24 protein-coding genes are annotated in these 23,617 nt (G+C 69.2%); 11 read left to right on the top strand and 13 right to left on the bottom strand.

Features of this window, described 5'->3' with window-relative positions:
- Positions 1-153: 153 nt before the first annotated feature.
- Entirely contained in the window at positions 154-1,050 is an 897-nt protein-coding gene (locus tag C8D87_RS03645) for a cellulose binding domain-containing protein (RefSeq protein WP_112225517.1), read from the top strand.
- Here the strand turns inward: C8D87_RS03645 and mmuM are convergent.
- From mmuM to C8D87_RS03660, 3 genes are all read right to left on the bottom strand, one after another.
- The gene (gene mmuM / locus C8D87_RS03650) at positions 1,039-1,926 is read right to left on the bottom strand and encodes a homocysteine S-methyltransferase (RefSeq protein ID WP_267899828.1); all 888 of its coding nucleotides are present in this window, start codon (positions 1,924-1,926) and stop codon (positions 1,039-1,041) included. The two genes, C8D87_RS03645 and mmuM, sit on opposite strands and share 12 nt — an antisense overlap.
- Positions 1,927-1,988: 62 nt before the next feature.
- The gene (locus C8D87_RS03655) at positions 1,989-3,023 is read right to left on the bottom strand and encodes a LacI family DNA-binding transcriptional regulator (RefSeq protein WP_112225518.1); all 1,035 of its coding nucleotides are present in this window, start codon (positions 3,021-3,023) and stop codon (positions 1,989-1,991) included.
- A gap of 315 nt (positions 3,024-3,338) precedes the next feature.
- Entirely contained in the window at positions 3,339-4,250 is a 912-nt protein-coding gene (locus C8D87_RS03660; RefSeq protein ID WP_233440026.1) for a pectate lyase family protein, read from the bottom strand.
- 190 nt (positions 4,251-4,440) lie between these two features.
- On the opposite strand from C8D87_RS03660, the gene C8D87_RS03665 reads away from it, so the two are divergent.
- Entirely contained in the window at positions 4,441-5,208 is a 768-nt protein-coding gene (locus C8D87_RS03665; RefSeq protein WP_112225519.1) for a pectate lyase, read from the top strand.
- A 36-nt stretch (positions 5,209-5,244) separates the two neighbouring features.
- Here the strand turns inward: C8D87_RS03665 and C8D87_RS03670 are convergent, their stop codons facing one another.
- From C8D87_RS03670 to C8D87_RS47390, 5 genes are read right to left on the bottom strand one after another with little or no spacing between them, the layout of a single operon-like run.
- The gene (locus C8D87_RS03670) at positions 5,245-6,390 is read right to left on the bottom strand and encodes an enolase C-terminal domain-like protein (RefSeq protein WP_112225520.1); all 1,146 of its coding nucleotides are present in this window, start codon (positions 6,388-6,390) and stop codon (positions 5,245-5,247) included.
- Complete coding sequence (locus C8D87_RS03675; RefSeq protein ID WP_112225521.1) at positions 6,387-7,655, bottom strand: ABC transporter substrate-binding protein; 1,269 nt, start codon at positions 7,653-7,655, stop codon at positions 6,387-6,389. The genes C8D87_RS03670 and C8D87_RS03675 overlap by 4 nt, the downstream gene beginning before the upstream one ends.
- A gap of 10 nt (positions 7,656-7,665) precedes the next feature.
- Entirely contained in the window at positions 7,666-8,547 is an 882-nt protein-coding gene (locus tag C8D87_RS03680) for a carbohydrate ABC transporter permease (protein WP_109639567.1), read from the bottom strand.
- Positions 8,544-9,419, bottom strand: coding sequence for a carbohydrate ABC transporter permease (locus tag C8D87_RS03685; RefSeq protein ID WP_211337558.1), 876 nt, complete (start codon positions 9,417-9,419; stop codon positions 8,544-8,546). The genes C8D87_RS03680 and C8D87_RS03685 overlap by 4 nt, the downstream gene beginning before the upstream one ends.
- Entirely contained in the window at positions 9,416-11,599 is a 2,184-nt protein-coding gene (locus tag C8D87_RS47390) for a pectinesterase family protein (RefSeq protein WP_233441883.1), read from the bottom strand. Before C8D87_RS47390 ends, C8D87_RS03685 begins: the two co-directional genes overlap by 4 nt.
- A 379-nt stretch (positions 11,600-11,978) precedes the next feature.
- Between C8D87_RS47390 and C8D87_RS03695 the strand changes: the two genes are divergently transcribed.
- The 6 genes from C8D87_RS03695 to C8D87_RS03720 are packed head-to-tail and all read left to right on the top strand — an operon-like array spanning position 11,979 to position 18,263.
- Positions 11,979-12,875, top strand: coding sequence for a cellulose binding domain-containing protein (locus tag C8D87_RS03695; protein WP_112225522.1), 897 nt, complete (start codon positions 11,979-11,981; stop codon positions 12,873-12,875).
- Positions 12,876-12,915: 40 nt separating this feature from the next.
- Entirely contained in the window at positions 12,916-13,920 is a 1,005-nt protein-coding gene (locus C8D87_RS03700) for a TerC/Alx family metal homeostasis membrane protein (protein WP_112225523.1), read from the top strand.
- Positions 13,921-13,980: 60 nt separating this feature from the next.
- Positions 13,981-15,438 (top strand): hypothetical protein, encoded by a 1,458-nt coding sequence (locus tag C8D87_RS03705; RefSeq protein ID WP_112225524.1) that lies wholly within the window; start codon positions 13,981-13,983, stop codon positions 15,436-15,438.
- Positions 15,439-15,440: 2 nt separating this feature from the next.
- On the top strand, positions 15,441-16,055 hold the full coding sequence (locus tag C8D87_RS03710) for a VOC family protein (RefSeq protein ID WP_170166295.1): 615 nt from the start codon (positions 15,441-15,443) through the stop codon (positions 16,053-16,055).
- A gap of 43 nt (positions 16,056-16,098) precedes the next feature.
- Complete coding sequence (locus C8D87_RS03715; RefSeq protein ID WP_112226247.1) at positions 16,099-16,677, top strand: TetR/AcrR family transcriptional regulator; 579 nt, start codon at positions 16,099-16,101, stop codon at positions 16,675-16,677.
- Positions 16,674-18,263 carry a CocE/NonD family hydrolase gene (locus tag C8D87_RS03720; protein WP_112225526.1) on the top strand — a complete coding sequence of 530 codons (1,590 nt, stop codon included), beginning with the start codon at positions 16,674-16,676 and terminating at the stop codon, positions 18,261-18,263. Before C8D87_RS03715 ends, C8D87_RS03720 begins: the two co-directional genes overlap by 4 nt.
- Before the next feature lie 3 nt (positions 18,264-18,266).
- Here C8D87_RS03720 and C8D87_RS03725 read toward each other — a convergent pair whose 3' ends face one another.
- Entirely contained in the window at positions 18,267-18,470 is a 204-nt protein-coding gene (locus C8D87_RS03725; RefSeq protein WP_109639574.1) for a cold-shock protein, read from the bottom strand.
- A 480-nt stretch (positions 18,471-18,950) separates the two neighbouring features.
- On the opposite strand from C8D87_RS03725, the gene C8D87_RS03735 reads away from it, so the two are divergent.
- Positions 18,951-19,181, top strand: a complete 231-nt coding sequence (locus C8D87_RS03735) for a hypothetical protein (RefSeq protein ID WP_112225528.1) — start codon at positions 18,951-18,953, stop codon at positions 19,179-19,181.
- A 4-nt stretch (positions 19,182-19,185) separates the two neighbouring features.
- On the opposite strand, the gene C8D87_RS03740 is transcribed toward C8D87_RS03735, so the two are convergent.
- Together C8D87_RS03740 and C8D87_RS03745 are read right to left on the bottom strand one after the other, a co-directional pair.
- Complete coding sequence (locus C8D87_RS03740) at positions 19,186-20,289, bottom strand: serine/threonine-protein kinase (protein WP_112225529.1); 1,104 nt, start codon at positions 20,287-20,289, stop codon at positions 19,186-19,188.
- A gap of 68 nt (positions 20,290-20,357) precedes the next feature.
- Complete coding sequence (locus C8D87_RS03745; protein ID WP_112225530.1) at positions 20,358-20,945, bottom strand: NADPH-dependent F420 reductase; 588 nt, start codon at positions 20,943-20,945, stop codon at positions 20,358-20,360.
- A 66-nt stretch (positions 20,946-21,011) separates the two neighbouring features.
- Here C8D87_RS03745 and C8D87_RS03750 point away from each other — a divergent pair, with 66 nt between their 5' ends.
- A complete protein-coding gene (locus tag C8D87_RS03750) occupies positions 21,012-21,392 on the top strand; it encodes a winged helix-turn-helix transcriptional regulator (RefSeq protein ID WP_112226248.1) in 381 nt (126 codons plus the stop codon).
- Positions 21,393-21,396: 4 nt separating this feature from the next.
- Here the strand turns inward: C8D87_RS03750 and C8D87_RS03755 are convergent, their stop codons facing one another.
- Positions 21,397-21,975, bottom strand: a complete 579-nt coding sequence (locus C8D87_RS03755) for an STM3941 family protein (RefSeq protein WP_146771611.1) — start codon at positions 21,973-21,975, stop codon at positions 21,397-21,399.
- Positions 21,976-22,114: 139 nt separating this feature from the next.
- Between C8D87_RS03755 and C8D87_RS03760 the strand changes: the two genes are divergently transcribed.
- Positions 22,115-22,522: a hypothetical protein gene (locus tag C8D87_RS03760; protein WP_146771612.1), complete on the top strand. Its 408-nt coding sequence runs from the start codon at positions 22,115-22,117 to the stop codon at positions 22,520-22,522.
- A gap of 1 nt (position 22,523) precedes the next feature.
- On the opposite strand, the gene C8D87_RS03765 is transcribed toward C8D87_RS03760, so the two are convergent.
- Positions 22,524-23,531, bottom strand: coding sequence for a LacI family DNA-binding transcriptional regulator (locus C8D87_RS03765; protein WP_233441884.1), 1,008 nt, complete (start codon positions 23,529-23,531; stop codon positions 22,524-22,526).
- Positions 23,532-23,617 lie beyond the last annotated feature (86 nt).

The following is a 23,617-nucleotide window of genomic DNA, read 5'->3' on the forward strand; positions in this document are numbered from 1 at the left end:
GTTCGACTCGAACGGCGTCGAATGGCACGTTTCATTGTCACGAAGTGGCCTTCGCAAGCGGGAAAGCGCTTCCCGACGTCCGCCGGCGCGTCGTACGCTGCGCCTCCAGCCGCCACTGGAACAGGGCGTGACCAGTACCGCACCGGGGGATTCGTGAGACTGTTCGACCACCACCGGCCGATCCTGTACACGCCGGTCGCCGTCCTCCTGGTGGCCACCGCGTGTGCGACGAGCTCCGCCCACACCCCTGCAACGTCGACCGTGTCGACCTCGCCCCAGCACGTCACCGTTCTGCCGCCACCGCCGGAGACGGTCGAGGATGTCGTCGACGCCAGAACCGTGGTGCTGTCCAACGGGGTGAAGGCGCGGCTGCTCGGACTCGCCGCACCGGGAGAGTGCTGGTCGGCCGGCGCGCTGAAGTTCGCGAAGGAAACCCTGATCGGCAAGCCGGTGCGCTACAGCCGCGCCTCGGAGTCCGCCATCACGTTGCGGCTGGCCAACGACACCAGCAGCGATTACGCCACCCTCGCGGTGAGCCGGGGCGCCGCGCGGGCGGAGAAGGACGACCCGGTCCTCACCGAGCCGGAGCAGACCGCGGCGAAGGCGGGCCTGGGCCTGTGGGGCCCGCCGTGCAAGGGACAGGACACCACCCCGACGGCCGCTCCCCCACCGCCGCCGCCTCCACCCGCCGGCGGCACCACCACGACCACCACACCGCCGGCCGAGAAGAAGGGCTGCGCCGTCACCTACCGCGTGGCCAAGGAGTGGCCGGGCGGGTTCCACGCCGAACTGGTCGTCCGCAACAACACCGACAAGCCGATCGCGCAGTGGAAGCTGTTCTGGAAGTTCCCGAGCGGTCAGCACATCCGGGAGACGTGGGGCATGACCGCCTACCAGTACGGCGACGGCGTCCTCGCGATGAGCCAGGACCCCAACGGTTCGATCAGTGCCGGAGGGCAGGTGTCGTTGCGGTTCAACGCCGCCACCACCGGCCCGAACGTGGCGCCGACCGCCTTCATGCTCAGCGGCGTGGCCTGCTCAGCCGGCTAGGGTATCGGCGAGCACGGCGATGGCGCCCGGACCGGTCCGGCAGCACCCGCCGACCAGCCTGGCACCACGCCCGGTCCACTCCCCCGCCAGCGCGCCGAACCCGGTGCCGTCGCCGCGCCACGCGCGTTCCCGGGCGTCCCACTGCTCGCCGCTGTTCGGGTAGACCACCACGGGCAGCCCGGTCTTGCCCGCGACGGTGACCGCGTTCGCGACGTCCTCCGGCGGGCAGCAGTTCACGCCGACGGCGATCACCTCGTCGATCCCCGCGGCGACCGCGAACGCCTCCTCCAGCGGCTGCCCGGCACAGGTCCGATCGCCGCGAACGCTGTAGGAGAGCCAGGTCGGCACGCCGCTGCCGCGCACGACCTCGAGCACCGCCTCGGCCTCGGCGACGTCGGGAATCGTCTCGACGGCGAGCACGTCCGGTCCGGCCTGGACCAGCGTCTCGATGCGAGGCCGGTGGAAGTCCGCGAGCTCCTGCTTGGTGAGCCCGTAGTTGCCGCGGTACTCCGATCCGTCGGCGAGCATCGCCCCGTACGGGCCGACGGACGCCGCGACCCAGCGTTCTCCGTCCACATCGGAGGCAGCTGACCGGGCGAGCGAGACACTGGCGTGCAGCAGACGCGCGGTCTCCTCGGCGCTGACGCCGTGCCGGGCAAACCCCTCGAAGGTCACCTGGTAGCTCGCGGTGATGGCCACCTCGGCACCGGCCCGGTAGAACGCCAGGTGCGCGTCGCGCACGGCATCGGGATCGGAGAGGAGAAGCCTGCCGGACCACAGCGCGTCGGACAGGTCGTGCCCGGCCTGCTCCAGTGCCGTCGACATGCCGCCGTCCAGCACGACGACCCTGTGCGCCAAGGCGTTCGCGAGTTCCACCAGGCGATCCTACGTCCGCGCCCCGGCAACGACGGCTGAAGCACGGCCAGATCGAAGCGCCGTCAGCCCGAGGAGGCCGCCCCGAAGCGGGCGGAGGCCAGTTCCGGGGTGCTCACCCTGCGGGACAACCGGGGTGGCAGCAACAGCAGCGGTGGCACCGCCCTGCCCTCCAGCTTGCCGACCAGGAGCTCCACCGCGTGCCGGCCGAGCTCCTCCACCGGCAGCCGCACCGACGTGAGCGGTGGCGACACCTGTTCGGCGAGCTCGTCGGGGCAGATCGCGACCACGGCGACGTCACCGGGCACCTTCCGCCCGGACGCGCGCAGGCAGGAGCTCACCCAGGCGAGCGCCGCGTCGTTGTGCACGACCAGCGCCGTCATCGCCGGGTGTGCGCGGATCAGTGCCTGGACGGACCTGAGCACCGACTCGTAGTCCTCTTCCGCGGGCATGGCCGTGGTGGCGATGCCGCGGCGCATGGCCGCCGCGCTGAAGCCGGCCATCGCCCGGTGCGCGAAACCCGTGTTGCGGCGGTAGACCGCGCTGGGCGCGCCGAGGAAACCGATCGAGCGGTGACCGAGGTCGGCGAGGTGGTCGACGCACTTGGCGCCCGCGGCCTCGAAGTCGAGGTCCACGCAGGTGAGGCCCTTCGTGGCCGCCGGGTGTCCGATGAGGACGGACGGCTTCGCGAGCTCCCGCAGCACGGGGACGCGGTCGTCCTCCATCTCCACGTCCAGCACCAGGAAACCGTCGGCCTGGGCGCTGTCCGCGGCCCTGCGCAGGCCCGGCGCGCCGTCCTCGGCGGTCATCAGCAGCACGTCCATCTCGTGCCTGCGCGCGGCCGTCACGGCGGCCGTGACGAACCGCATCATCACCGGCAGGTGCAGGCCAGCGCGCAACGGCAGCACCAGCCCGATCACGTTGGCACGGCTGGCGCTCAGCGCCCGCTCGCCCGTGTGCGGCTGGTAGCCGAGCGCCCGGATGCTCTCGCGCACCCTCGACTTGGTGTCCGCAGAGATCGACCGCTTTCCCGTGAGCACGTAGGAAACCGTGCTCGGCGCGACACCCGCGTGCCGAGCGACGTCCGCGATGGTGACCACACCGACCCCTCTCGCGAACCCACTACACCCGCTGTAGTCCCGACACGATAGGGAGCGCGCTCAGGTGAACTCAAGGGTGATGTTCGCGTTAACATTGTTCGAGACTCGTGGTCCAGACGAATTGTGCTGTCTGGAAACTTCCAGAACAAAAGCTTGTAGCAGCTCAGGACGTCCGCACCGTCCACTCCGCGCTGTACATCGGCCCGACACGGCGAGTGGGCACGTTCACATCAAGGGGCCAGCTGAGACGGCGTCGCGACGTCACCAGCGCGAAACAGGGGGCGCCCGCCGCCGCGCGAACGCCCCCTGGTCCCGTCAGCCGCGACCGGCTCCGGCACCGGCCGTGACCACGCTCTTCACACTGCTCGCGCTGTCGAGCGGGTAGGAGTAGGGAATGCTCTTCACCGAGCCGCCCTGGTCACCCGAACCCGAGTTGACGAAGTGGTTGTTGCGCGCGACCAGCGCGCCGCCGGGCGAGCTGCCCTCGCCGCGGTGGAACGGGTCCTCGGTGTTCTCGAAGTAGTTGCCCTCGACCAGGACACCGGCTTCCACCGTGGACGCGACGCCGTAGTCGACGACGCCGCCGTAGTAGTTGTTGTAGACGTGCACCGGGTTGCCGAACCGCACACGCGGGTGGCGCTGCTTGGTGCCGGCGAACCAGTTGTGGTGGTAGGTCACCCGCAGCTTGCCCCGGTCCTCGGAACCGTTGCCGTCGCTGTGACCCAGCAGCATCGTCTTGTCGTGGCTGGAGAACTTGTTCCACGACACCGTGACGTAGTCGGACGCACGCTTGACGTCGACCGCCCCGTCGTAGCCGCTCGAGAAACTGTTGTGATCAACCCACACGCGGGTGGAGTACTGGACGTTGATCGCGTCGTCACCCCAGTTGCGGAAGTTCAGGTTGCGCACGATCACGTTCGAGGCATTGGAGATGTTCAGGCCCTGCCCGGTGATCGTCGCGGTCGAGCCGACACCTTCGACGGTCTTGTTGGACGCGACCTTCGTCATGCTCGACAGCGAGATCGTGCCGGACACCCGCACCACCGCGGGGCTCGACGAACCCACCGCGGCGGCGAACGCGGACGCCGTGGTGACGGTGATGGGCGTGGCGTTGCCCCCACCGCTCGTGCCGCCGCCCTGAGTGGCCCAGCCGACGAGCCCGAACGGCGCGGCGACCGACTGCGGAACACAAACAGCACCGGCGGCCAGCGCGACCGCGGAAATCAATGCCGCACGTTTAAGAAACATTCCACGCTCTCCCAACGAGTGAGCGGCGGTGAACCGAAGGTAGCGAATCCCGAACAAACCGGTCAACCATTCGACAATATTCGAATCGAACAGTCGACAATAGTTGACAGAAATCCCGGTCGCCCTACCATCGAAATACCGCCGCGCATCCCCTGCAAGCGGAGCGCACATGAAGAAACTGGCAACAATGGTGTTGGCCGCGGCGCTGACCGCGTTTCTCGTACCCCAGGCACAGGCCGCGGGCAGCACTTTCCCCACCCCGACCGGTCAGAAACCGACCGGCGCGACCATCAAGGTGCCGGCAGGCACCCCGTACGACGGTGGCATGAAGCGGTTCTACGGCACCGGCAACCTCGGTTCCGGCGGCCAGAACGAGGGCCAGGACCCGATCTTCCAGCTCGCCGACGGCGCGACGCTGAAGAACGTGGTGCTGGGGGCGCCCGCCGCGGACGGAGTGCACTGCCTCGGCACGTGCACGCTGACCAACGTGTGGTGGGAGGACGTCGGCGAGGACGCGGCCACGTTCAAGGGTTCGTCGTCATCGCAGACCATGACCATCAACGGTGGTGGCGCGCGCAAGGCGTCCGACAAGGTGTTCCAGCACAACGGACCGGGCACGATGATCATCCGCAACTTCCAGGTGGACGACTTCGGCAAGCTCTACCGGTCCTGCGGCAACTGCAAGACCCAGCACAAACGCCACGTCGTGCTGGAGAACATCACCGCGTTCTCGCCGGGCAAGTCACTGGTGGGCATCAACACCAACTACGGCGACACGGCGCGGTTCTCCAAGATCACGATCGTGGGCGACAGCAGCAAGAAGATCGCGATCTGCGAGAAGTACAAGGGCGTCACGAGCGGTGAGCCGACGAAGATCGGCAGCGGCCCGGACAACACGAACTGCCTCTACAAAACGTCAGACGTGACGTATCGATAGCGAAATGGCCCCGGGGTTCACCCGGGGCCATTTTCGTCACCACGTTTCGACGGTGTGCGAACCGATGTGCTCGAAATTCCAGTCGTCACCGATTCCGGGCAGCACCGGCAGCGGCACCTCCCCGTTCTCGTCGAGCGGATCGGCAATCGAGTTCCGGTGCGGAGGTACCCGGTCGAAGTCGACGTGCGGGTGCAGCAGACCGCGTTCGTACCACCGGCCGGCGTCCGTCGCCCCGAGCACGACGAGGCTCGCCGTCCCGTTGCCGTGGATCTCGCATTCCAGGTTGAACGACTCCGCGAGATGCACGGTTTTCAGCACCGGCGTGATGCCGCCGGCTCCGGCCGGGCCCGCACGCAGGATGTCGCACGCCCCGGCGGTGACCCACTCGGCGCGCGTCAGGTGCTTGCCCCACGCCACCTCCGGGCCGATCACCGGGATCGCCAGCTGGTCGGCGAGCCACCGGTAGGAGCTGATGGACGCCTCCTCCATCGGTTCCTCGAACCAGTAGTAGCCCAGCTCCTCCAGCGCCCTGCCGAGCCGCAGCGCGTCGAGCCTCGAGTACCAGTGGCTCGCGTCGAGCATCAGCTCGACGTCCGGCCCGACCGCCTCGCGGACGGCCCGGCACGCCTCGATGTCGCGCGAGACGCTCGGCGCGCCCGGCACCGGAGGCATCCAGGTGTGCAGCTTGATCGCCCGGTACCCGATCGACACCAGGTGCTTGGCGAAGTCCGCGTAGTCGCCCGGTGTCGCCAGCCCGTCCGTGTCGCCGCACATCGTGCTGCCGTACGCGGGAATCCGGTCGCGAGCACCACCGGCGAGCTTCCACGCGGGCAGCCCGGCCTTGCGCGCGACCAGATCCCACAGTGCCGTGTCGACGAACCCGAGCGCGCGGTCGGTGAACCCGCCGCCCGATCCCCGTTGCCGCCGTGCCATCAGCCGCCACAGGCGTTCGCGGTCCCACGGGTCCTGCCCGCGCAGCACCGGCCACACGTGCTTGTCCAGCACGGCGGGACGGAGGTGGTCGGGCTGGATCTGGCAGTACCCGGTGACGCCGTCGGAATCGGTGATCTCCAGCAGTGCCTCGGTCACCTCGTGCTCGGGCGCGGGGTGCCGGTGTCCCTCGGGGTCCACGGCCGTGCACGCCGTCGTGGTGAACGTGCGCACCGCAACGCGTTCGATCACTTCCGCTTCTCCCACTCCTGCTGGGCGGTCGTGAGCTTGGCCGCGAGCTGGTCGAGGAACTCCTGCGCGGACATCTGGCCGAGCAGCACCTTCTGGTAGAGCGGCTCGGTGTCGGTCTTGGTGATCGACGAGTACTCGGGCAGGTAGACCGGCGCGGGCACGATCACGGTCGCCGGGTCCTCCAGCACGCCCAGCGCCATCTTCACGGCCGGGTTCTTCTGGATCCACTCGGCACCGCGCACGTCGGTGTTGGCCGGGATCTGGCCGACCTTCTCGTTCCAGTACCCGTTGCTCTCCGCCGAGGTCAGGAACTCGACGAACTTCCACGCCGCGTCACGGTTCTTGCTGCCCTTGAACACCGCGAAGCCGTCGGTCGGGTTCGGCACGACGGTCCGCTTGCCCGACGGGCCCTTCGGCAACGGCATGGCGCTGACGCGTTCCGGGCCGAGCGCCTTCATCACGTCCGCGGTCGAGCCGAGGTTGTGGTGCATCATCGCCACCGTGCCGCCGGTGAACTGCGCGACCATCTGCGTGTAGCTGTTGTTGACGTCCGCTTCCGGTGTGGCCTTCTTGTACAGCTCGGCGACCTTGCGCACGAGCTCGGCGTTGCGCGGGTCGGACACCGTGCTCTTGCCACCGTCGTAGAACTTCTCGATGCCCGAGTACGAGTAGGCCTCGGACAGCAGCTGGAAGACCGACCCCGCGCCGCCGCGGATCGTGAAGCCGTACTGGTTCTCCGCCGGCTTCGTCAGCTGCGTCGCCGCCTTGACCAGGTCGTCCCACGTGGACGGTTCGGAGATCCTGGCCTCCGCGAACCGGTCCGACCGGTACCAGATGACGTCGAGGTTGCCCGACGCCGGCACCGCGTAGAGCTTGCCGTCAGGCGCGGTCTGCCGCACGGTCTCCAGCAGGCCGGACAGCAGCTTTCCCTTGAGCGGGCCGCCTTCCACCCGGTCGTCGGCCGGTTCGAGCGCGTCCTGGCCCACCAGGTGGGCGAGGTACGAGGTCGTGACGCCACCGACGTCCGGTGTCGACCCGCCCGCGATGGCCGTGTCGTACTTCTGCTGCACCGATGAGCTCGGGATGCCGACGTACTCGACCTTGATGTCCGGGTTCGCCGCCTCGAACCGTTTGATCAGCTCCTGGTAGATGGGCGTGCGGCCGGGGCCACCGTTGTTGTCCCAGAACGTGATCGTCGTGGGTCCGTCCTGCCCGGCGGAGCAGGCGCTCAGCACGAGCGCCAGTGCGACCAGCAGTGTCCTCATGCTTGTCTCCCTATCCCTTGACCGCGCCCGCACTCAGTCCCTGCACCAGGAACCGCTGCACGACGGCGAAAACCAGCACGACCGGCACCGCGGCGACCACTCCGCCCGCCGCGAGCGCCCCGAAGTCGGTGTTGAACTCCCCCAGCGCGTAGCTCAGGCCGACCGGGAGCGTGAACTTGTCCTGCTTGCTCGCGAACATCAGCGCGAACAGGAAGTTGTTCCAGGCGCCGATGAACGCGAACGACCCGACGGCCACCAGCGCCGGGCGGAGCTGGGGCAGCGTCACCGCGAAGAACGCCCGCAGCCGCGAGCAGCCGTCGACCATCGCGGCCTCTTCGAGCTCGACGGGCACGTTGCGCACGAACCCGCTCATCAGGATCAGCGCCAGCGGCAGCTGGAACGCCGTGTCCGCGATGATCAGCCCGGTGAGGCTGTTCAGCAGCCCGGCGCTCTTGAAGATCACGAACAGCGGGATCAGCATCATCGCGCCGGGGATGAACTGCGTGCACAGCAACGCCAGCAGGAACACCCGCTGGCCGCGGAACTTGAACCGCGCCAGCGCGTAGCCGCCCATCAGCGCGAACACGGTGACCGTGACCAGCGTGCCGAGCGCGATGATCAGGCTGTTCTGGAAGAACAACCCGAAGCCGATGCCGTTCCACACGGTGTCGAAGTGCTCGAACGTGATCGGCCACGGCACCAGCGCGGTCTCCCCCGCGGGCCTCAGCGCGAAGACGAGCATCCAGTAGAACGGGATCAGCGTGAACAGCAGGTAGAGCACCAACGGCAGGTGCAGGCGGAAGAACCGGCTGGGGTCGCGGTGCTTCTTGCGCCGCGGTGGTGCCGGTGGCGGCGGCACGATCGTTTCCGGGCGGGTGAGGGTTTGCGTCATGCCCGGCTCCCGAACTTGGACAGCCTCAGGTAGAGGATCGAGAAGAACAGCAGGATCACGAAGCCGGCCATCGTCAGCGCGGAGCCGTAGCCGAAGTCGTGCGAGTCCACGGCTTTGCGCGCCACGTACAACGGCAGCGTCGTGGTCTGGTTCGCCGGACCACCGCCGGTGAGCGTGTAGATCAGGTCGACGTTGTTGAACTCCCACACCGCGCGCAGCAGCGTCGACAGCACGATCGCGTCGCGCAGGTGCGGCAGGGTGACGCTGATGAACCGGCGCCAGCGTCCTGCGCCGTCGACCGACGCGGCCTCGTACAGGTCGTTGGGGATGGTCTGCAGGTCGGCGAGCAGCAGGATCGCGAAGAACGGCACGCCCCGCCACAGTTCGGTGACGACGGTGGCGGGGAAGACCGTCGCCGGGTCACCGAGCACCGACGTGCCGGGATCGCCGATGCCCCACTGCGCGAGCTGCTGGAAGACGCCGGTGGACGGGTTGTAGAGCAGGATCCAGATGCCGGTGGTCAGCACACCGGAGACCGCCCACGGCGAGAACACCAGCGACCGTGCCACCGCGCGGCCGATGAACGTCTCGTTGACGATCAGCGCGAGGATCAGGCCCAGCACCAGCTGCAGGCCGACCTCGACGAAGACCCATTTGGCGCTGAACACGAGGCTCTGCCAGAACAACGGGTCGTCGAACAGCATCCGGCGGAAGTTCTCGAACCCGATGAAGCCGTTCTTCCAGGGCTGGGTGACCGTGTGCTGGCGGAGGCTGAACCAGCCGACCGACGCGATCGGGTACACCAGGAACACCGCCATGAGCAGCAGTGTCGGAGCGATGAGCGCGTACGGCGCCCAGGTGCGAGTCCTCACGCGGGGTTCCACCCGCCCAGGTAGGCGCTCTTGGTGTACCGCTTCGCCTGGTCGTCGGTCAGCTGCGGCCGGTCGGCGCCCTGGCCGGCACCCGGTCCGGTGTTGCGGTACTCCGCGAACCTCGCCTCACGCCACGGGAACCCGGACATGTCCGTCCACGGCGCTGGCTTGATCGCGGCGGGCAGCACGGTGTCGCGGATCACGACCTGCGCGATCGCCTCCGGGTCACCGCCGGGGTGCCACGGCCTGCCGAGGAAGTACGTGCCCGCGGGTGCGTCGCTGCGGATCTTCGAGTTCACGATCAGGAAGCCGTACGGGTTGGCGCGCTGGGTGCTGGCGGCGGTGACGTAGCCGTTCGGGTCGCTGCCGCGGGTGAGGGCGGTGATCGTGGCCCGGTCGAAGACGGCGGTGGCGCGGCCGAAGATGAAGTCGACGTCACCGGTGATCGCGCAGTCCCGGTAGTACTGGCGGGAACGCGTGGTCACGTTCGGGCTGTCGGCGTACAGGGTGTCCTGGTGGCCCTCGAAGTGGACCCGGTCGAAGAACATCCGGTCGCCGGTGGCCTTCACCGCGACGGCCTGCGTGTTCGTGATCTCCGGGTGTTTCTTGCGGTCGAACGAGTTGCGGAACGTGAGGTCGCGCGCCTTGAAGTCGTCCGCGGCGATGGTCGCGGTGGCGCTGCCGGACGTGCCGTAGGTGGTGCCGTCGGGCTTCTTCGTGCCGTTGGCGTTGTCGTAGTCGATCACTACATCCTGGGCGCGTCCGGTGGCGCCGCGCAGGGTCAGGCCGCGCTTGCTCGCCGGGATCTTGACGACCTCGCGGTACACACCCTTCGGCAGGGTGATCACGGCGCCGGCCGGGGCGGCGTCGATCGCGGACTGCACGGTCGGGAAGCCGTGGCCCACCACGAGGTGGTGGCCCGCGGGTTGGGCGCCCGCCTTCAGGTGCCTGATCCGGTGCGCGGGTTCGAGGCCGCGGTTCAGCGTGGGGGTCCACCCTGCGTCCGTGCCGAGCGCCTTGTCGGGGAACGCGGCGTTGTGCGCGCCTACCAGGCTGGTGAGCCGGCCGTCGACCAGGTTGCCGGTGTCGGTGATCGCCGTGCCGCCCCAGTTGTAGACGACCTTCTCCGGTGCGATGCCGCGGATGAAGTTGTTCTGGGCGTAGATCTGCGACTGCACGCCGACGCCCCAGCTGTAGACCTGCGCGCCTTCGTAGAGGTTGTTGTAGACGTGCACCTGGCCGAACCGGACTCGCGGCGCGCGTTCCTGGGTGTTGCGGAAGACGTTGTGGTGCACCGAGACCCGCAGCTTGCCGGGGTCGGTCGTCGAGGTGTTGGACCCGCCGATCAGCATGGTCTTGCCGTGGTCTGCGAAGACGTTGCGCGACACGGTGACCAGGTCGGAGGCCGCGGTGATGTCGAGCTGGCCGTCGTGCACCTGGTAGGGCCGGTTGAAGTAGAGGGGCTGGGTGCTGTCGACGTTCGGCTCGTCGGTGAACGTGTTGTGGTCGACCCACACGTTCTCGGACTTCTGCAACGACACCGAGTCCCAGAGCGAGTTCCAGTTGCCGGGAGGGGCGCCGGGGCTGTTGTCGGTCGGGTCCCAGGCGGGGAAGCAGTCGCGGGTGTCGCGGAAGGTCAGGTTGCGCACGATCACGTTGCGCGCGCCGTGGATGCGCAGGCTGCCGCCGGTGATCCCGGCACCGGGAGTGGCTCCGATGATCGTCGTGTCGGAACCGACCTCGAACCCGATCACCGCCAGCTGGTTGCGCGCGGAAGCCGCCCGTGCGTCTTCGAGAGGTCCTTGTGGCTTGCGGTCACGCCCCCACACGGCCGGGTCGTAGGCGGCGAGGTACGCGGGCAGCGTGTAGCCGCCGGTCGCGTAGTCCGTGCACGCCAGCGGTTTCCCGTCGGGGCCGGTGTTCGCGTCGATCACGCCCTTGACGCGGATGATCCGCGGGGCGGGCGCGGCCAGTGCGGCGACGAGCTCGGCGCGGGTGCGCACGGTGTGCACGTGATCGGCGGGCGCGGCCGCGCCACCGGTCGTACCCGGCCCGCTCGACGCCCAGCCGTCCCCCGCGGGCAGCACCTGTCTGGCCGGGTCGTGGCCGGCGTGCGCGGGTGCGCCGGCCAGCCCCGCGCAGGCACACGCCAGCACAAGCGCACGTACGAACAATCGCATGGCGCAATACCCTTCGAATGGTTTGTTCATATCCATGAACGCCGTCCACGAGCGTGAACCGGATATTACGAACGTGCGCGCCAGGCGTCAATGAAATGAATGCGTTCGACAATTCGACCCTGGATTCGACAAAGATTCGAGTCGAACGCCTCGAAATGGCCCTGCAGCCCGTTTTTGCACGTGCCAGGTGACGTGCTCATCACGATCTGTCAAGTCGTCGAACACGCATGCAACACCGTCACCAGGCTGTTCGACGAGATTCGACGGCCAGATCGTCGAACGGAACCCATCAGTCTCGTATTGACCGTACCTGCCAACTGGTCTAACTTTTCGGGCCATTGCCCAGTCCCACTCGTACTACCGCAGTACCGGGGGAAAAATGAGTTCCAGATCCGCCATCTCGGCGGTGGCGGCGATATTCCTCGCCACGGGGTGCACCGGTTCGCCCGCTCCGGTCACGTCCGCGCCTCCGACCACCCACCGCCTCATCGCGCCGCCGACCATCGCGAACACCCTGACCGTCCACGGGGTGGAGGACGGCCGCACCGTCCTGCTGTCGGACGGCACGCGGATCCGCGTGGCCGGGCTCGCCGCGCCGGAGGAGTGCTGGGCGGGCGCCGCCACCGCGTTCGCCAAGGCGTTCCTGCTCGACAAGCCGGTCAAGGTCGATCCCGGCGATCCGGCCATCGTCGACGAGGCGCCGCTGTGGCTCGACGACGGCACCGAGTACGCGCTGCTCGCCGTCAGCCAGGGGGTGCTGCGCGGCGACTCACCGCACGACCCCGCGTTCCGCGACGCGGAGGCCGCCGCGACCAAAGCCGGGCTCGGGCTCTGGGGTGCGCCCTGCCGCGGCCAGGCCAAGGGACCCACCAGCACCACACCGCCGCCGCCACCACCCACTGCCGCCCCGGCACCGAAACCGGCACCGACGACCACCACAACTCCCGCACCCGTGTTCGGCTGTGCCGTGAACTACCGCGTCACCTACCGCTGGAACGGCGGGTACAACGCCGACGTGACGATCACCAACACGGGGAACACGCCGATCTCCGGCTGGACGCTGCGCTGGACGTTCACCCGCGGCCAGATCATGACGGACATCTGGAACGCCACCGGCCAGCAGTCCGGCTCGAACGTGACCGCCACGAACGTCTCCTACTCCGCCAACATCCCGGTGGGTGGTACACAGGTGGTCGGGTACACCGGGAACCACCGGGCCGAAAACCCGGACCCGATCGGCTTCTCGCTGAACAACCACCCGTGCCAGATCCGGTAATGTCCTTTTAAGACGGACATGTTTCTCGGAGGGGTGCTCTGTGCTGGAGATCAGCGGACTGACGTGGGCGGTCACGATCGGGTTGATCGTGCTGCTGCTGGCGGTCGACCTCGTGCTCGCGGCGTGGCGGCCCCACCGGATCGGCTTCCGCGAAGCCAGTCTGTGGTCGGTGTTCTACATCCTCGTCGCCATCGGGTTCGGCGTGTGGTTCGCGAGCGCGCACGGCGGCGGGTTCGGTGCGGAGTACTTCGCCGGCTACATCGTCGAGAAGAGCCTGTCGGTCGACAACCTCTTCGTCTTCGTGATCATCATGACGACGTTCCTGGTGCCGGAGGAGCACCAGCACAAGGTGCTGACGTTCGGCATCGTGCTGGCGCTGATCATGCGCGCGATCTTCATCGCGGTCGGCGCGACGCTGCTCGCGTTGTTCTCGTTCATGTTCCTGCTGTTCGGCCTGCTGCTGATCTACACGGCCGTGCAGCTGTTCCGGCACCGCAACGAGGACCCCGACGTCGAGAACAACGTCGTGGTGAAGACCGCGCGCAAGCTCCTGCCCGTCACCGACGACTACGTCGGCGGCAAGATCTTCACGCGCATCGACGGCAAGCGCACGGCCACTCCCCTGTTCGTCGTGCTGGTCGCGATCGGCGGCGTCGACCTGCTGTTCGCGCTCGACTCGATCCCCGCGGTGTTCGGCGTGACCGAGCAGCCCTACATCGTGTTCACCGCCAACGCGTTCGCGCTGCTCGGCCTGCGCGCGTTGTTCTTCCTCGTCAAGGGTCTGCTCGACCGGCTGGTGTACCTGTCGGCCGGGCTCGCGATCATCCTCGCGTTCATCGGCGTGAAGCTGATCCTGCACTGGGGCCACGTCGACATCTCCCCGAGCATCCCCGAGGTGCCGACGCCGCTCAGCCTCGGCGTGATCATCGCGATCCTGGTGATCGTGACGGTCGCGAGCCTGATCAAGACCCGCAACGACCCGACCGCCAAGGCGCACCCCGGTTCGCTGCGAGGGCACCGGGACGAGCACCCCGGATCGCACTGATCCGCGTCGGCGGCTGTGGGATCCTGCCCGCACGCGAACCGCCGATCTCGGAGGTGCACCTTGGGTGCCGGCACGTACGGAGACGCCGCCTACCGCTTCCTCGTTCCCGACGCGCCGCACCACAAGCGCACCGACCGGGACCTGTTCCCCGCCTTCGACTCCACGCGTGCCGCCACGCTGAACGTGTTCCGCGCCAGGCCGGGCGTCCAGCGCCCGAGCCTGGTGTCGTCGTGGTCGGGGTCGATCGACAGGCTGCTGCTCTCGTTCCCCTCCTACGGGGTCCACGCCGCCGAACTGGCGGCGGGCTATCGCTCGGTGATCGACGCGATGCGCGTGGGGACCCGGTTCGTCGTGGTCCACCACGAGAGCGACAGGCAGACCGTCGAGGAGTGGTTCAGCGGGCATCCCGCCGGGAACGTGTCGTACGTGCCGATGCCCGACTACGTCGACTTCACCGACTGGGCGGAGGACGGCTACCTCGCCCTCGTCGACACCGCCGACGCCGAGGACGCCGAGGACGCCGAGGACGCCGACGAGGGCAGGACCTATCTGCTGGAGCCGTGGTCGTTCCCACGCTCTGGCGACTCGCTGATCGCGGACAACGTCGAGGAGCACACCTCGGTGCGGGCGAGCCAGGCCCCGCTGGTGTTCCAGGGCGGGAACTGCCTCATCGGCGATGACTTCTGGCTGCTGGGCACCGACTACTTCCTCGACACGCTGGAGCTGATCCGCAGCGGCGAGCTGCCCGTCAGCGTGCCGGAGGGCCGCACGGAGGTCGAGTTCGTGCGCGAGCTGTTCAGCCGCCACGTCGACAGCGCGCGTGAACTCCAGCTCGTGGGCACGAAACGCCCGCTGGGCCTCAAGAAGTACTACGCGACCGCGGACGCCGGGGAGTTCTTCCTCGACCTGCCCGGTGGCGGCACCGGCGACCTCCAGCCGATCTTCCACATCGACATGTTCGTGACGCTGGCCGGTCCGGCGGACGACGGCCGGTTCCGCGTGCTCGTGGGCAGCCCGCGGCTCGCCGACGAGGTGCTCGGCACGAAGTCGCCGTACGCCCTGCAGAACGCCTACGACGAGATCGCGGCCGAGTTCGACCGGCGCGGCTTCGCCGTTCAGCGCAACCCGCTCGTCCACCGGCCGCAGATCACCCAGCAGCTCACGTTCGCGGCGCTGCGGGACTTCGCGGGCACCGCGGACGGCGCCGAGCTGCGCGAGGTCGTGGCCGAGTTCACGGCGGCGGGCGCACAGCCGGGGTCCACGATCCAGGTGCGGTCGTGGCACCACATCACCTGGAACAACTGCTTGGTGGAGAACAGTTCCAGCGTGGGCAGGACCGTCTACCTGCCCACGTTCGGGCACGGCGGGCAGGCCGACCTGGCCGTGATCGATGACGAGATGGACCGGCTGTGGACGGGCCTGGGCTTCAAGGTGGTCCGGCTCGCCGACTTCAACGCGTTCGCCAGCCGTCTGGGTGTCGTGCACTGCATCAAGAAGTACCTCGGACGGGGTGCGTGAGCGTGCGGATCGACCATCTCATCTACGCCGCGCCGGACCTGGACGCCGCGGTGGACGCGGTAGAGGAACGGTTCGGCGTGCGGGCCGCGGGTGGTGGCCGGCACGTCGGCCTGGGGACGCACAACAGGTTGCTCGCGCTCGGCCCCCACACGTACCTGGAGATCATCGCCCCGGATCCGCGGCAGCCGGAGCCGGCTGCGCACCGGCCGTTCGGCGTGGACGGCGTGACGGAGCCGGGCCTGGTCGGCTGGGCCGTGGCGTGCGACGACATCGACCGGGCGCGGGACGAGGCCGTCGCCGCGGGCTTCGACCCCGGTGAGGTGATCGACGGGCAGCGACGGACGGCCTCGGGCGACGTCGTGCGGTGGCGGCTCACGAGCAACGCTCTCGCCGGTGGCGTGGTGCCGTTCCTGATCAGCTGGGGCGGCACACCCTCTCCGGCGATCTCCGCGCCCGCCGGCCTCGTCCTGGAGTCGCTGCACGTCGAGCACCCCGATCCCGCCCTGATCACGCCACGTCTGCGCGCCGTCGGAGCGGACGCCGAGGTGCGGCTCGCCGCGGCGCCCGGTCTCGTGGCCCAGCTCGCCGGACCGACCGGACGCCACCTCCTGAGATAAGTAACACTTGACTACTTAGTAACAGGTGTGCACGATCTCCGGCATGGATCTGCACGAGGACGAGCCCGCACGCGACCCGCGGGTGCGCCGCACCCGCGCCGCCGTGCTGAAGGCGGCGTTCGACCTCCTCACCGAGCGCGGCACGACGGCGGTCACGGTGTCCGAGATCGCCGAGGCCGCGGACGTCAGCCGCCGCGTTGTCTACCAGCACTTCGGTGACCTCGACACGGTGCTGCTGGAGACAGGGCTCGACCTCGCCCGGCGTGAGCTGCTCCCCCGCCTCACCGACTTCCGGGAGGTCGTGGACGGGCGGGCGGAAACCGTCGTCATGGCCCAGCACTTCGCCGACCACAAGGTGTTCTACCGCGCGCTGCTGACCGGCTCCTGCGCCTACGCGCTCGACCGAGGGCTGATCAGCCTCCTCCTGCCGGTCAACCGGCAGGGCATCGAGCGCCTGTACGGCGACCGGCTCAGCGCGCGGGCCGTCGACGACCTCGCCGCCTTCATCACCGGCGGCGCGGGGTCGTTCGTCACCGCCTGGGTGATCGAGGGCGCGCACGATCCGGAGGCGTTCACCGACCGGTTGATCGCCGTGATCTCCGCACTGATGGAGGTTCGATGATCAGCCATCTCGTCCAGCGCATGATGAAGCTCTCGCCGCCGCCGACCCGCGACGTCGTGGTGCAGAAGGACTTGCGGGTACCGATGCCCGACGGCGTCGAGCTGCTGGCGGACCGGTGGACGCCGCGCTCCGGCGGCGACGGGCGGCCGACCGCGTTGATCCGCTCCCCGTACGGCCGGCGCATGTTCGGCCAGCTCCTGGCGCGGCCGCTCGCCGAACGCGGGTACCAGGTGGTGATCCAGAGCGTGCGAGGCGGCTTCGGTTCCGGCGGCACGTTCGATCCCATGACCCAGGAACGGGCAGACGGGCTCGCGACCCTCGACTGGCTGGTGTCGCAGCCGTGGAGCGATGCGATCGTGCTGTACGGGGTGAGCTACCTCGGGCACGTGCAGTGGACGGTCGCCGACCAGCTGCCGCCACAGGTCAAGGCGATGATCCCGGTCGTGACCGAGTCGGCGCTCACGCTCGAGTTCCTGCGCTCCGACGGCATGTCGCTGGAGACGCCGTTCGGGTGGGGCGTGCTGGTCGGCACCCAGGAACTCCCGCTGGCGATGCTGCGCAAGCCGTTCCAGGACAAGAAGACCGCGCGAGCGCTGCGGACGCTGCCGCTGGCCGAGGCCGACATCGCCGCGCTGGGTTCGCGCTCCGCCTACATCCAGGACGTTCTCACCCACGACGCGGATTCGCCGCGGTGGGAGGGGGTCGACCACAGCCACCGGGTCGCGAACGTCACCGTGCCGGTCAGCTCGATCGGTGGCTGGTACGACATCTTCCTGCCCGGCCAGCTGCGCGACTTCCAGGTGCTGCAGGACAACGGCCGTGCCGCCCGGCTCACCGTCGGGCCGTGGACGCACGCGGAGTTCACCTCCACGCCGATCGACGAGGCCGTGGAGTTCGGTCTCGCCCACGCGCGCGGCGAGCAGCCGCCGGACCGCGCACCGGTGCGGCTGTACGTGATGGGTGAGGAAGCCTGGCGCTCGTTCGACTCGTGGCCACCCGCCGGGTACTCACCGACGCGGTTCCACCTCGGCTCCGGCGGTTCGCTGACCACGGAGGCACCGGCCGAGTCCGCTGTGGACTCCTACCGCTACGACCCGGCGGATCCCACGCCGGCGGTGGGCGGTGTGCGTTTGGTGCAGGACTGCGGGCGCGTCGACAACACCGCGCTGGAGGCCAGGCCGGACGTCCTCACCTACACGACGCCCGTGCTGGAGTCCGACGTCGAGGTGATCGGCGACGTGAGCGCCGAGATCTGGTTCTCCTCGAGCCTTTCCCACGCCGACGTGTTCGTGCGGCTCTGCGACGTCGACCCCGGGGGCCGGTCGTGGAACGTGTGCGACGGCCTGGTGAGTCTGTCCGACGCCACCGAAAAGCAGAGCGCCGTCGTCCGGTTGTGGCCGACGGCGCACCGCTTCCAGCGTGGGCACCGGATCCGCGTGCAGGTCTCCAGCGGCGCTTTCCCGCGCTACGCCCGCAATCCCGGTACCGGTGAACCACGCGCGACCGCCACGAAGCTGCTCGCGGCCGACCAGATGGTCCACTTCGGACCCGATCAGCCGTCCGCGATCACGCTTCCCGTGCGCTGAACGTCACAGCACGCGGACGGAGACCGCCTGCGGGCCCTTGGGCCCCTGGGTGATCTCGAACTCGACGGCCTGGTTGTCCGGGATGCCGTGGAAGTTGTAGCCGGCGACCTCGGACTGGTGCACGAAGAGGTCGGCGCCGCCGCCTTCGGGTGCGATGAAGCCGAAGCCCTTGCTGCCGCTGAACCACTTGATGGTGCCCTGAGTCATTCGCGTGCTCCTTCGGTGGACCGGAACACACTGAGCGCATCCGGAGTGAGAGAGTTCGTGCGCGGGTTCGTGAGCCCGAGCATCAGGAGGAGTTCCCGGCAGTCGCCCGCGTCGTGGGAGTGTTCTGCCACTCTGCGGGCTGCCGCGCGCTGCTGAACGGCTTCTGCCTGCTCGGCGGCGACCCTCGCCTCAGCGAAGGCGACCGCGGCACCGCGTGCGTGGCCAGACGATCTCGTTGACATCATCCGGGCATCAGCCGCACAGATGAACGCCGAAATCCGTCGGCGGGGAAGAACTGGGGAGGAACGAGGTAGAGCTGATGATCCGGCGGCAAGCCGGTGCTCCTGTCCCCGGCCGGATGTCCACCGGGCCGGACTGGATCGGGGAGCCGCGACGGCGGGCTGCCGACAACTCCGAACCCCGACCGGCCCGACTGTACAGCAGAAGCGCGGCCGGTGCGCCGCGCAGTACTGTCTGTGCATGTCGGAAGAACAGGGCGGCCCCGCGATAGGCCCCACGCTGTCGGAGTGGCGCAAGGCGCGCGCGGAGACCGAACGGCACCTCGCCGCGGGCGCCACACCACCCGTCGACGCCGTCTGGGTGCAGCGGCTCGCGGATCTGCTGGCCACCGAGCGGTCCTGGCAGGACCAGTACACCGAGCTGCTCGCCCTGGGCAGCAGCGGAGGCCAGTTCCCGTCGTCCAACCGGTGACGCCTCAGGGCCGTCCCTTGCCCTTGCCGTTCCCGGTGCCCTTGCCGGACTTGCCCTTCCCGCTGCTGACGTTCCCCTTGTCGCCCTGAACCGGTGGTGGTGGCACGACGGCCGGCTGCTCCACGGCCGGCTGCTCCACGACCGGCGCGGGAGCCGGCTGCGTCGCCGCGGGCGGGGTGGTGACCGGCGGTGCCGACTCCGCCGGCGCGCTGCGGTGCTGCACGACGAGCCCGGTGCCGACAGCGGCGGCCAGCACCACGACGGACGCGGCGGCGAGCAGTCCGCGTGAACGCCGGGGAATCGGCGCGACGAGAGTCGGTGGGCCCGAACCGCGCAGTGTGTCGGCGCACTCGCGCGCGGTAGGACGGCGCCCCGCGGACAAGGACGTCATCAAAGCCAGCAGCCGCGCGAGGTCGAAAGGCAGATCGTCCGGGACGACCGGCGGCCGGTGCAGGCGGGCGACAGCGGCCTCGATCTCGGCGCCCTCGTACTCCCGGTGCCCGGTCAGGCACTCCAGCAGCACCAGCCCCAGCGCGTACACGTCCACCGCCGAGGTGATCTTCCCGCCGCGCACCTGTTCCGGCGCCAGATAGGCCGCCGTGCCGACGACCTGGTCCGCCCGCGTCATCCTGGCGCCGTCCGCCAGGCGCGCGAGACCGAAGTCGGCCAGGCGCGGCACGTCGTCATCACCGAGCAGGATGTTGGACGGCTTGACGTCGCGGTGGATGTACCCGTGATCGTGCACGTGAGCCAGGGCGTCGGCCAATGCCGCCCCGAGCCGGCGCACCTCGCCGACGTCCACCGGCCCCTGCGCGACGCGATCCCGCAAGGTGCGGCCGTCGACCAGTTCCAGCACCATGAACGGCGTTTCACCGGACGTGCCCGCGTCGTACACGCTCACGAGTCCCGGATGCGACAACATGGCGAGCGTGCGGATCTCGTTGTCGAACCGCCGCACGTCGGTCGCGTCCCGGCCCCGCCGGAACAGCTTGACCGCGACGTCCCGCGCCAGCACGACATCCCTGGCGCGGCGCACCTCCGCCATACCGCCCGTGCCCAGCACCTCGCCCAACCGGTAGCGGTCCGCGAGGAGACGCGTGTCCGACATACCAGAAGGTTCCCCCCGTACGGGTGATCTAACCCTGGGGCGGGGACTGCTCCATCCGGTGCACGGCCTCAGTCGGCGATCGCGAACGCGGCCTCCAGCGGCGGCAGCGCGGCACGGGCGTCGGCGCCCGCGAACCACATTCCCACCACGAACGCCGACATCGCCTCCAGGTACCGGGCCCTGTTCAGCCCACCCGCGCGGACGGGCTCGGCCTTCAGGTCACGGACCAGTTCCTCGACCCGCGCCAGCGCATCCGCGTCATCACCGCACAACGGCACTGCCAGCCGGTGCCCGTCGAAGACCCGCTCGTCCGCCGCCCACACCTCGGCCGCACACAGGTTGAACGCCTTCACCACCCGCGCTCCCGGCGCCAGTGCCGCCACCCGTTCGGCGACCGCGTCCTCGCCCAGCACCATCGTGCCGTCGTCCGGCTCGAAGGCGTTGGTGCAGTCGATCAGCGTCTGGCCGTCGAAGCTCCCTTCTCCCAACACTTCCGTCAGTGCCGGCACAGGCACGGCGAGCAACGTGACGTCGCCGAACTCCGCGGCGGCGCGGACATCCCCGCGCCGGCCGTACCGGATGTCGTGGCCTGCCGCGGCCCAGCCGTTGCCCAGTGCCCGTGCCATCTGTCCCGCACCGATGATTCCGATTCGCATGCCGCAGACGGTAGGAATCCCGAAAGGCACCTGCGGGTGCGCAACGGCGCTGGCAGGCTGAACGCCGTGACGATCGAACAAACCGACCTCGGGCCGTACGGCGACTTCGAGGCCGACTGCCCGGCCAGGATCGCGGTCGACCTCTTCGGCAACTCCTGGCTGACGGTGATCGTCTACACGTTGCGCGACGGCCCGATGCGCCCCGGTGAACTGCGCGCGACCATCGGTCACATCAGCCAGAAGATGCTCACGCAGACGTTGCGCCGCATGGAGAACATGGCGCTCGTGGAGCGCCGCCGTTACGCCGAGGCCCCGCCGCGGGTCGAGTACGAGCTGACCGAGGCGGGACGGGACCTGCTGGTGCCGATCTTCGCGCTCGGCGAGTGGGCCGACCGGCACGGTGACACCGTCCGCACCGCGATGCTGGGGTCGCCCGACGACTGGTGAGCCGCTATCCGCACTGGCGCCGACAGCGCTCGACCAGTTCCACGAACGAGCCCGGCGAACGGTCCAGCCACGCCGGGCTGATGCCGACGTCGAACCCGTACGTCTCCCGGTTCCACCGCAGCTCGTCCGCCTGCCCCTGCACGGCGGCGTACCGGCGCATGCTCGGAATCATGCGGAAGAAATGCGCGAACGGCTTGAGGAACCGGATCGTGCGTTTGGCCTCCCGCGTGCCGTCCGCGGTCTGCGATGCCAGGTACCGGTCGTAGCTGTGCAGCCGCAGCGCGACCATCGTGGTCGGATGCTTCACCACCCCGACGGATTCCACGTCGGCCCACGGGATCGTCCCGCCGATGTCGATGCCTTCCGGGGTGAGGGTCAGCCGGCGCGTCCTCGCGTTGACGATCACGAGAACGAGCAAGCCACCGAAGAACGCGACCGACAGCGCTCCGGCGACGAACGCCCCGGCATCGCCGGACGACATCAACCACACGCCGGCCACGACGAACACCACGGCGCCGAGCAGGTACAGCGCGAGCTTCCACGGCCTGGGCCGCACCACGAGTCGATCTGCACACGTCGTCACCAAACCCGGATACCCGCGCGTGTTCACCTTTTAACAAATGGACCCGCACATTTGGCCCCTCGCCCGTTTGATCACGCCGTGACTAATGTCGGCTTGCGCCTTACAAGACGCAACCGCCAACAACAACGAGGTGAAAAACGTGCGCGCTATTTCGACGTTCGTGCTGACCGCCGCCGCAATTGTGGCCACGGCGTTGCCGGCCGCGGCACAGGTCGAGGCCGCTGTCGCCATTCAGTCGCAGGGCCGGCTGGAGGCGCGTGGCGCGGCTGTGACCGTGCCGACGCGGGTGATGTGCCAGAGCGGCGCCACCGGGTCGTTGTGGGTGCAGGTCACGCAGAACGTCCGCGGTGAGCTCGCCATCGGTGAGAAATACACGCCGAGCGTTCCGTGCACCGGTCAGTACCACAAGGTCGACGTGACCGTGGTGTCCCGCACGAAGGCGTTCCAGCGGGGCGTCGCATTCACGTCGGCGTCGCTGAACGTGTATCTCCCGCCGGACAAGTCGACCGTTGTCGAGGACGACCGGGAAATGCTGCTCGTCCGGTAGTTCACCGTTTCACGGCACTCGACGCCCTGACCACGAGCTCCGGCTGGAACTTCACGTGCCGGTGCTCGTGGTCCGGTTCGTTCTCGGTGAGCAGCAGCTGGGCGGCGGTGCGGCCCAGCTGCTCGCGCGGCTGGCGCACCGACGTCAGCGGAACGGCGGCGGCCGCGGCGAAGTCGATGTCGTCGTACCCCACCACGGCGAGGTCGTCCGGCACGCGCAGACCCTGCTGCGTCATCGACTGGAGCAGGCCGAGCGCGAGCAGGTCGTTCGCGCAGAACGCCGCCGTGGGACGGCGGGACGACGGCAGGCCCACCAGCCGCTCCCCCGCGCCGCGACCCTCCGCCACCTGCAGGTCCTTCGTCTCCAGCAACGTCAGCGCGTCCGGCGGCAGGCCCGCGCCGGCCAGCGCGCGCAACGCTCCCTCGTGACGGTCGCGCACCTGCTGGATCGACAGCGGGCCGCCGATCATGGCGATGCGCGTGTGGCCGGCCTCGATCAGGTGGGTCACCGCGAGCTCGCCGCCCAGCACGTCGTCGACGGCGACCGAGCAGCGCGTCCCGTCCGTGGACTCGCGGTCGACCAGCACCAGCGGCGTGCCGCGTTCGGCGAACTGCGCGCTGGCACCGTCGACCGGGGTGATCAGGATGCCCTCGACGCGCTGCTCGTGCAGCAGCTCCAAGTACTCGCGTTCGCGGCTGTCGTCGGAGGCGCTGTTGCACAGGAACAGCGCGAGCCCCGCCTCCCGTGCCGCGTCCTCCACGCCGCGCGCCACGTCGGTGAAGAACGGGTTCGCCGCGTCGAGCACGACGTAGGCGATCACCCGGCTGCGACCGGCGCGGAGCTGGCGCGCGGACTCGTTGCGCACGAAGCCCAGCTCGGCGATGGCGGCCAGGACCCGTTGCCGCGTGGCCGGGGCGACGACGTCCGGCCGGTTCAGCACGTTCGAGACGGTCGCGTTCGACACGCCGGCGTGCTGCGCGACGTCGCGGATGCCCACTGACGGCTTCACGGGCGGCTCCTTTGTTGAAACGTGACAACGAATCGTACCCCGTGTCCCTTGACACAGGGCCTCGGCGCACCCAGAGTGCACGTAAC

This window comes from Lentzea atacamensis (assembly GCF_003269295.1).
In the GTDB taxonomy this organism is placed as follows: Bacteria; Actinomycetota; Actinomycetes; order Mycobacteriales; family Pseudonocardiaceae; genus Lentzea; species Lentzea atacamensis.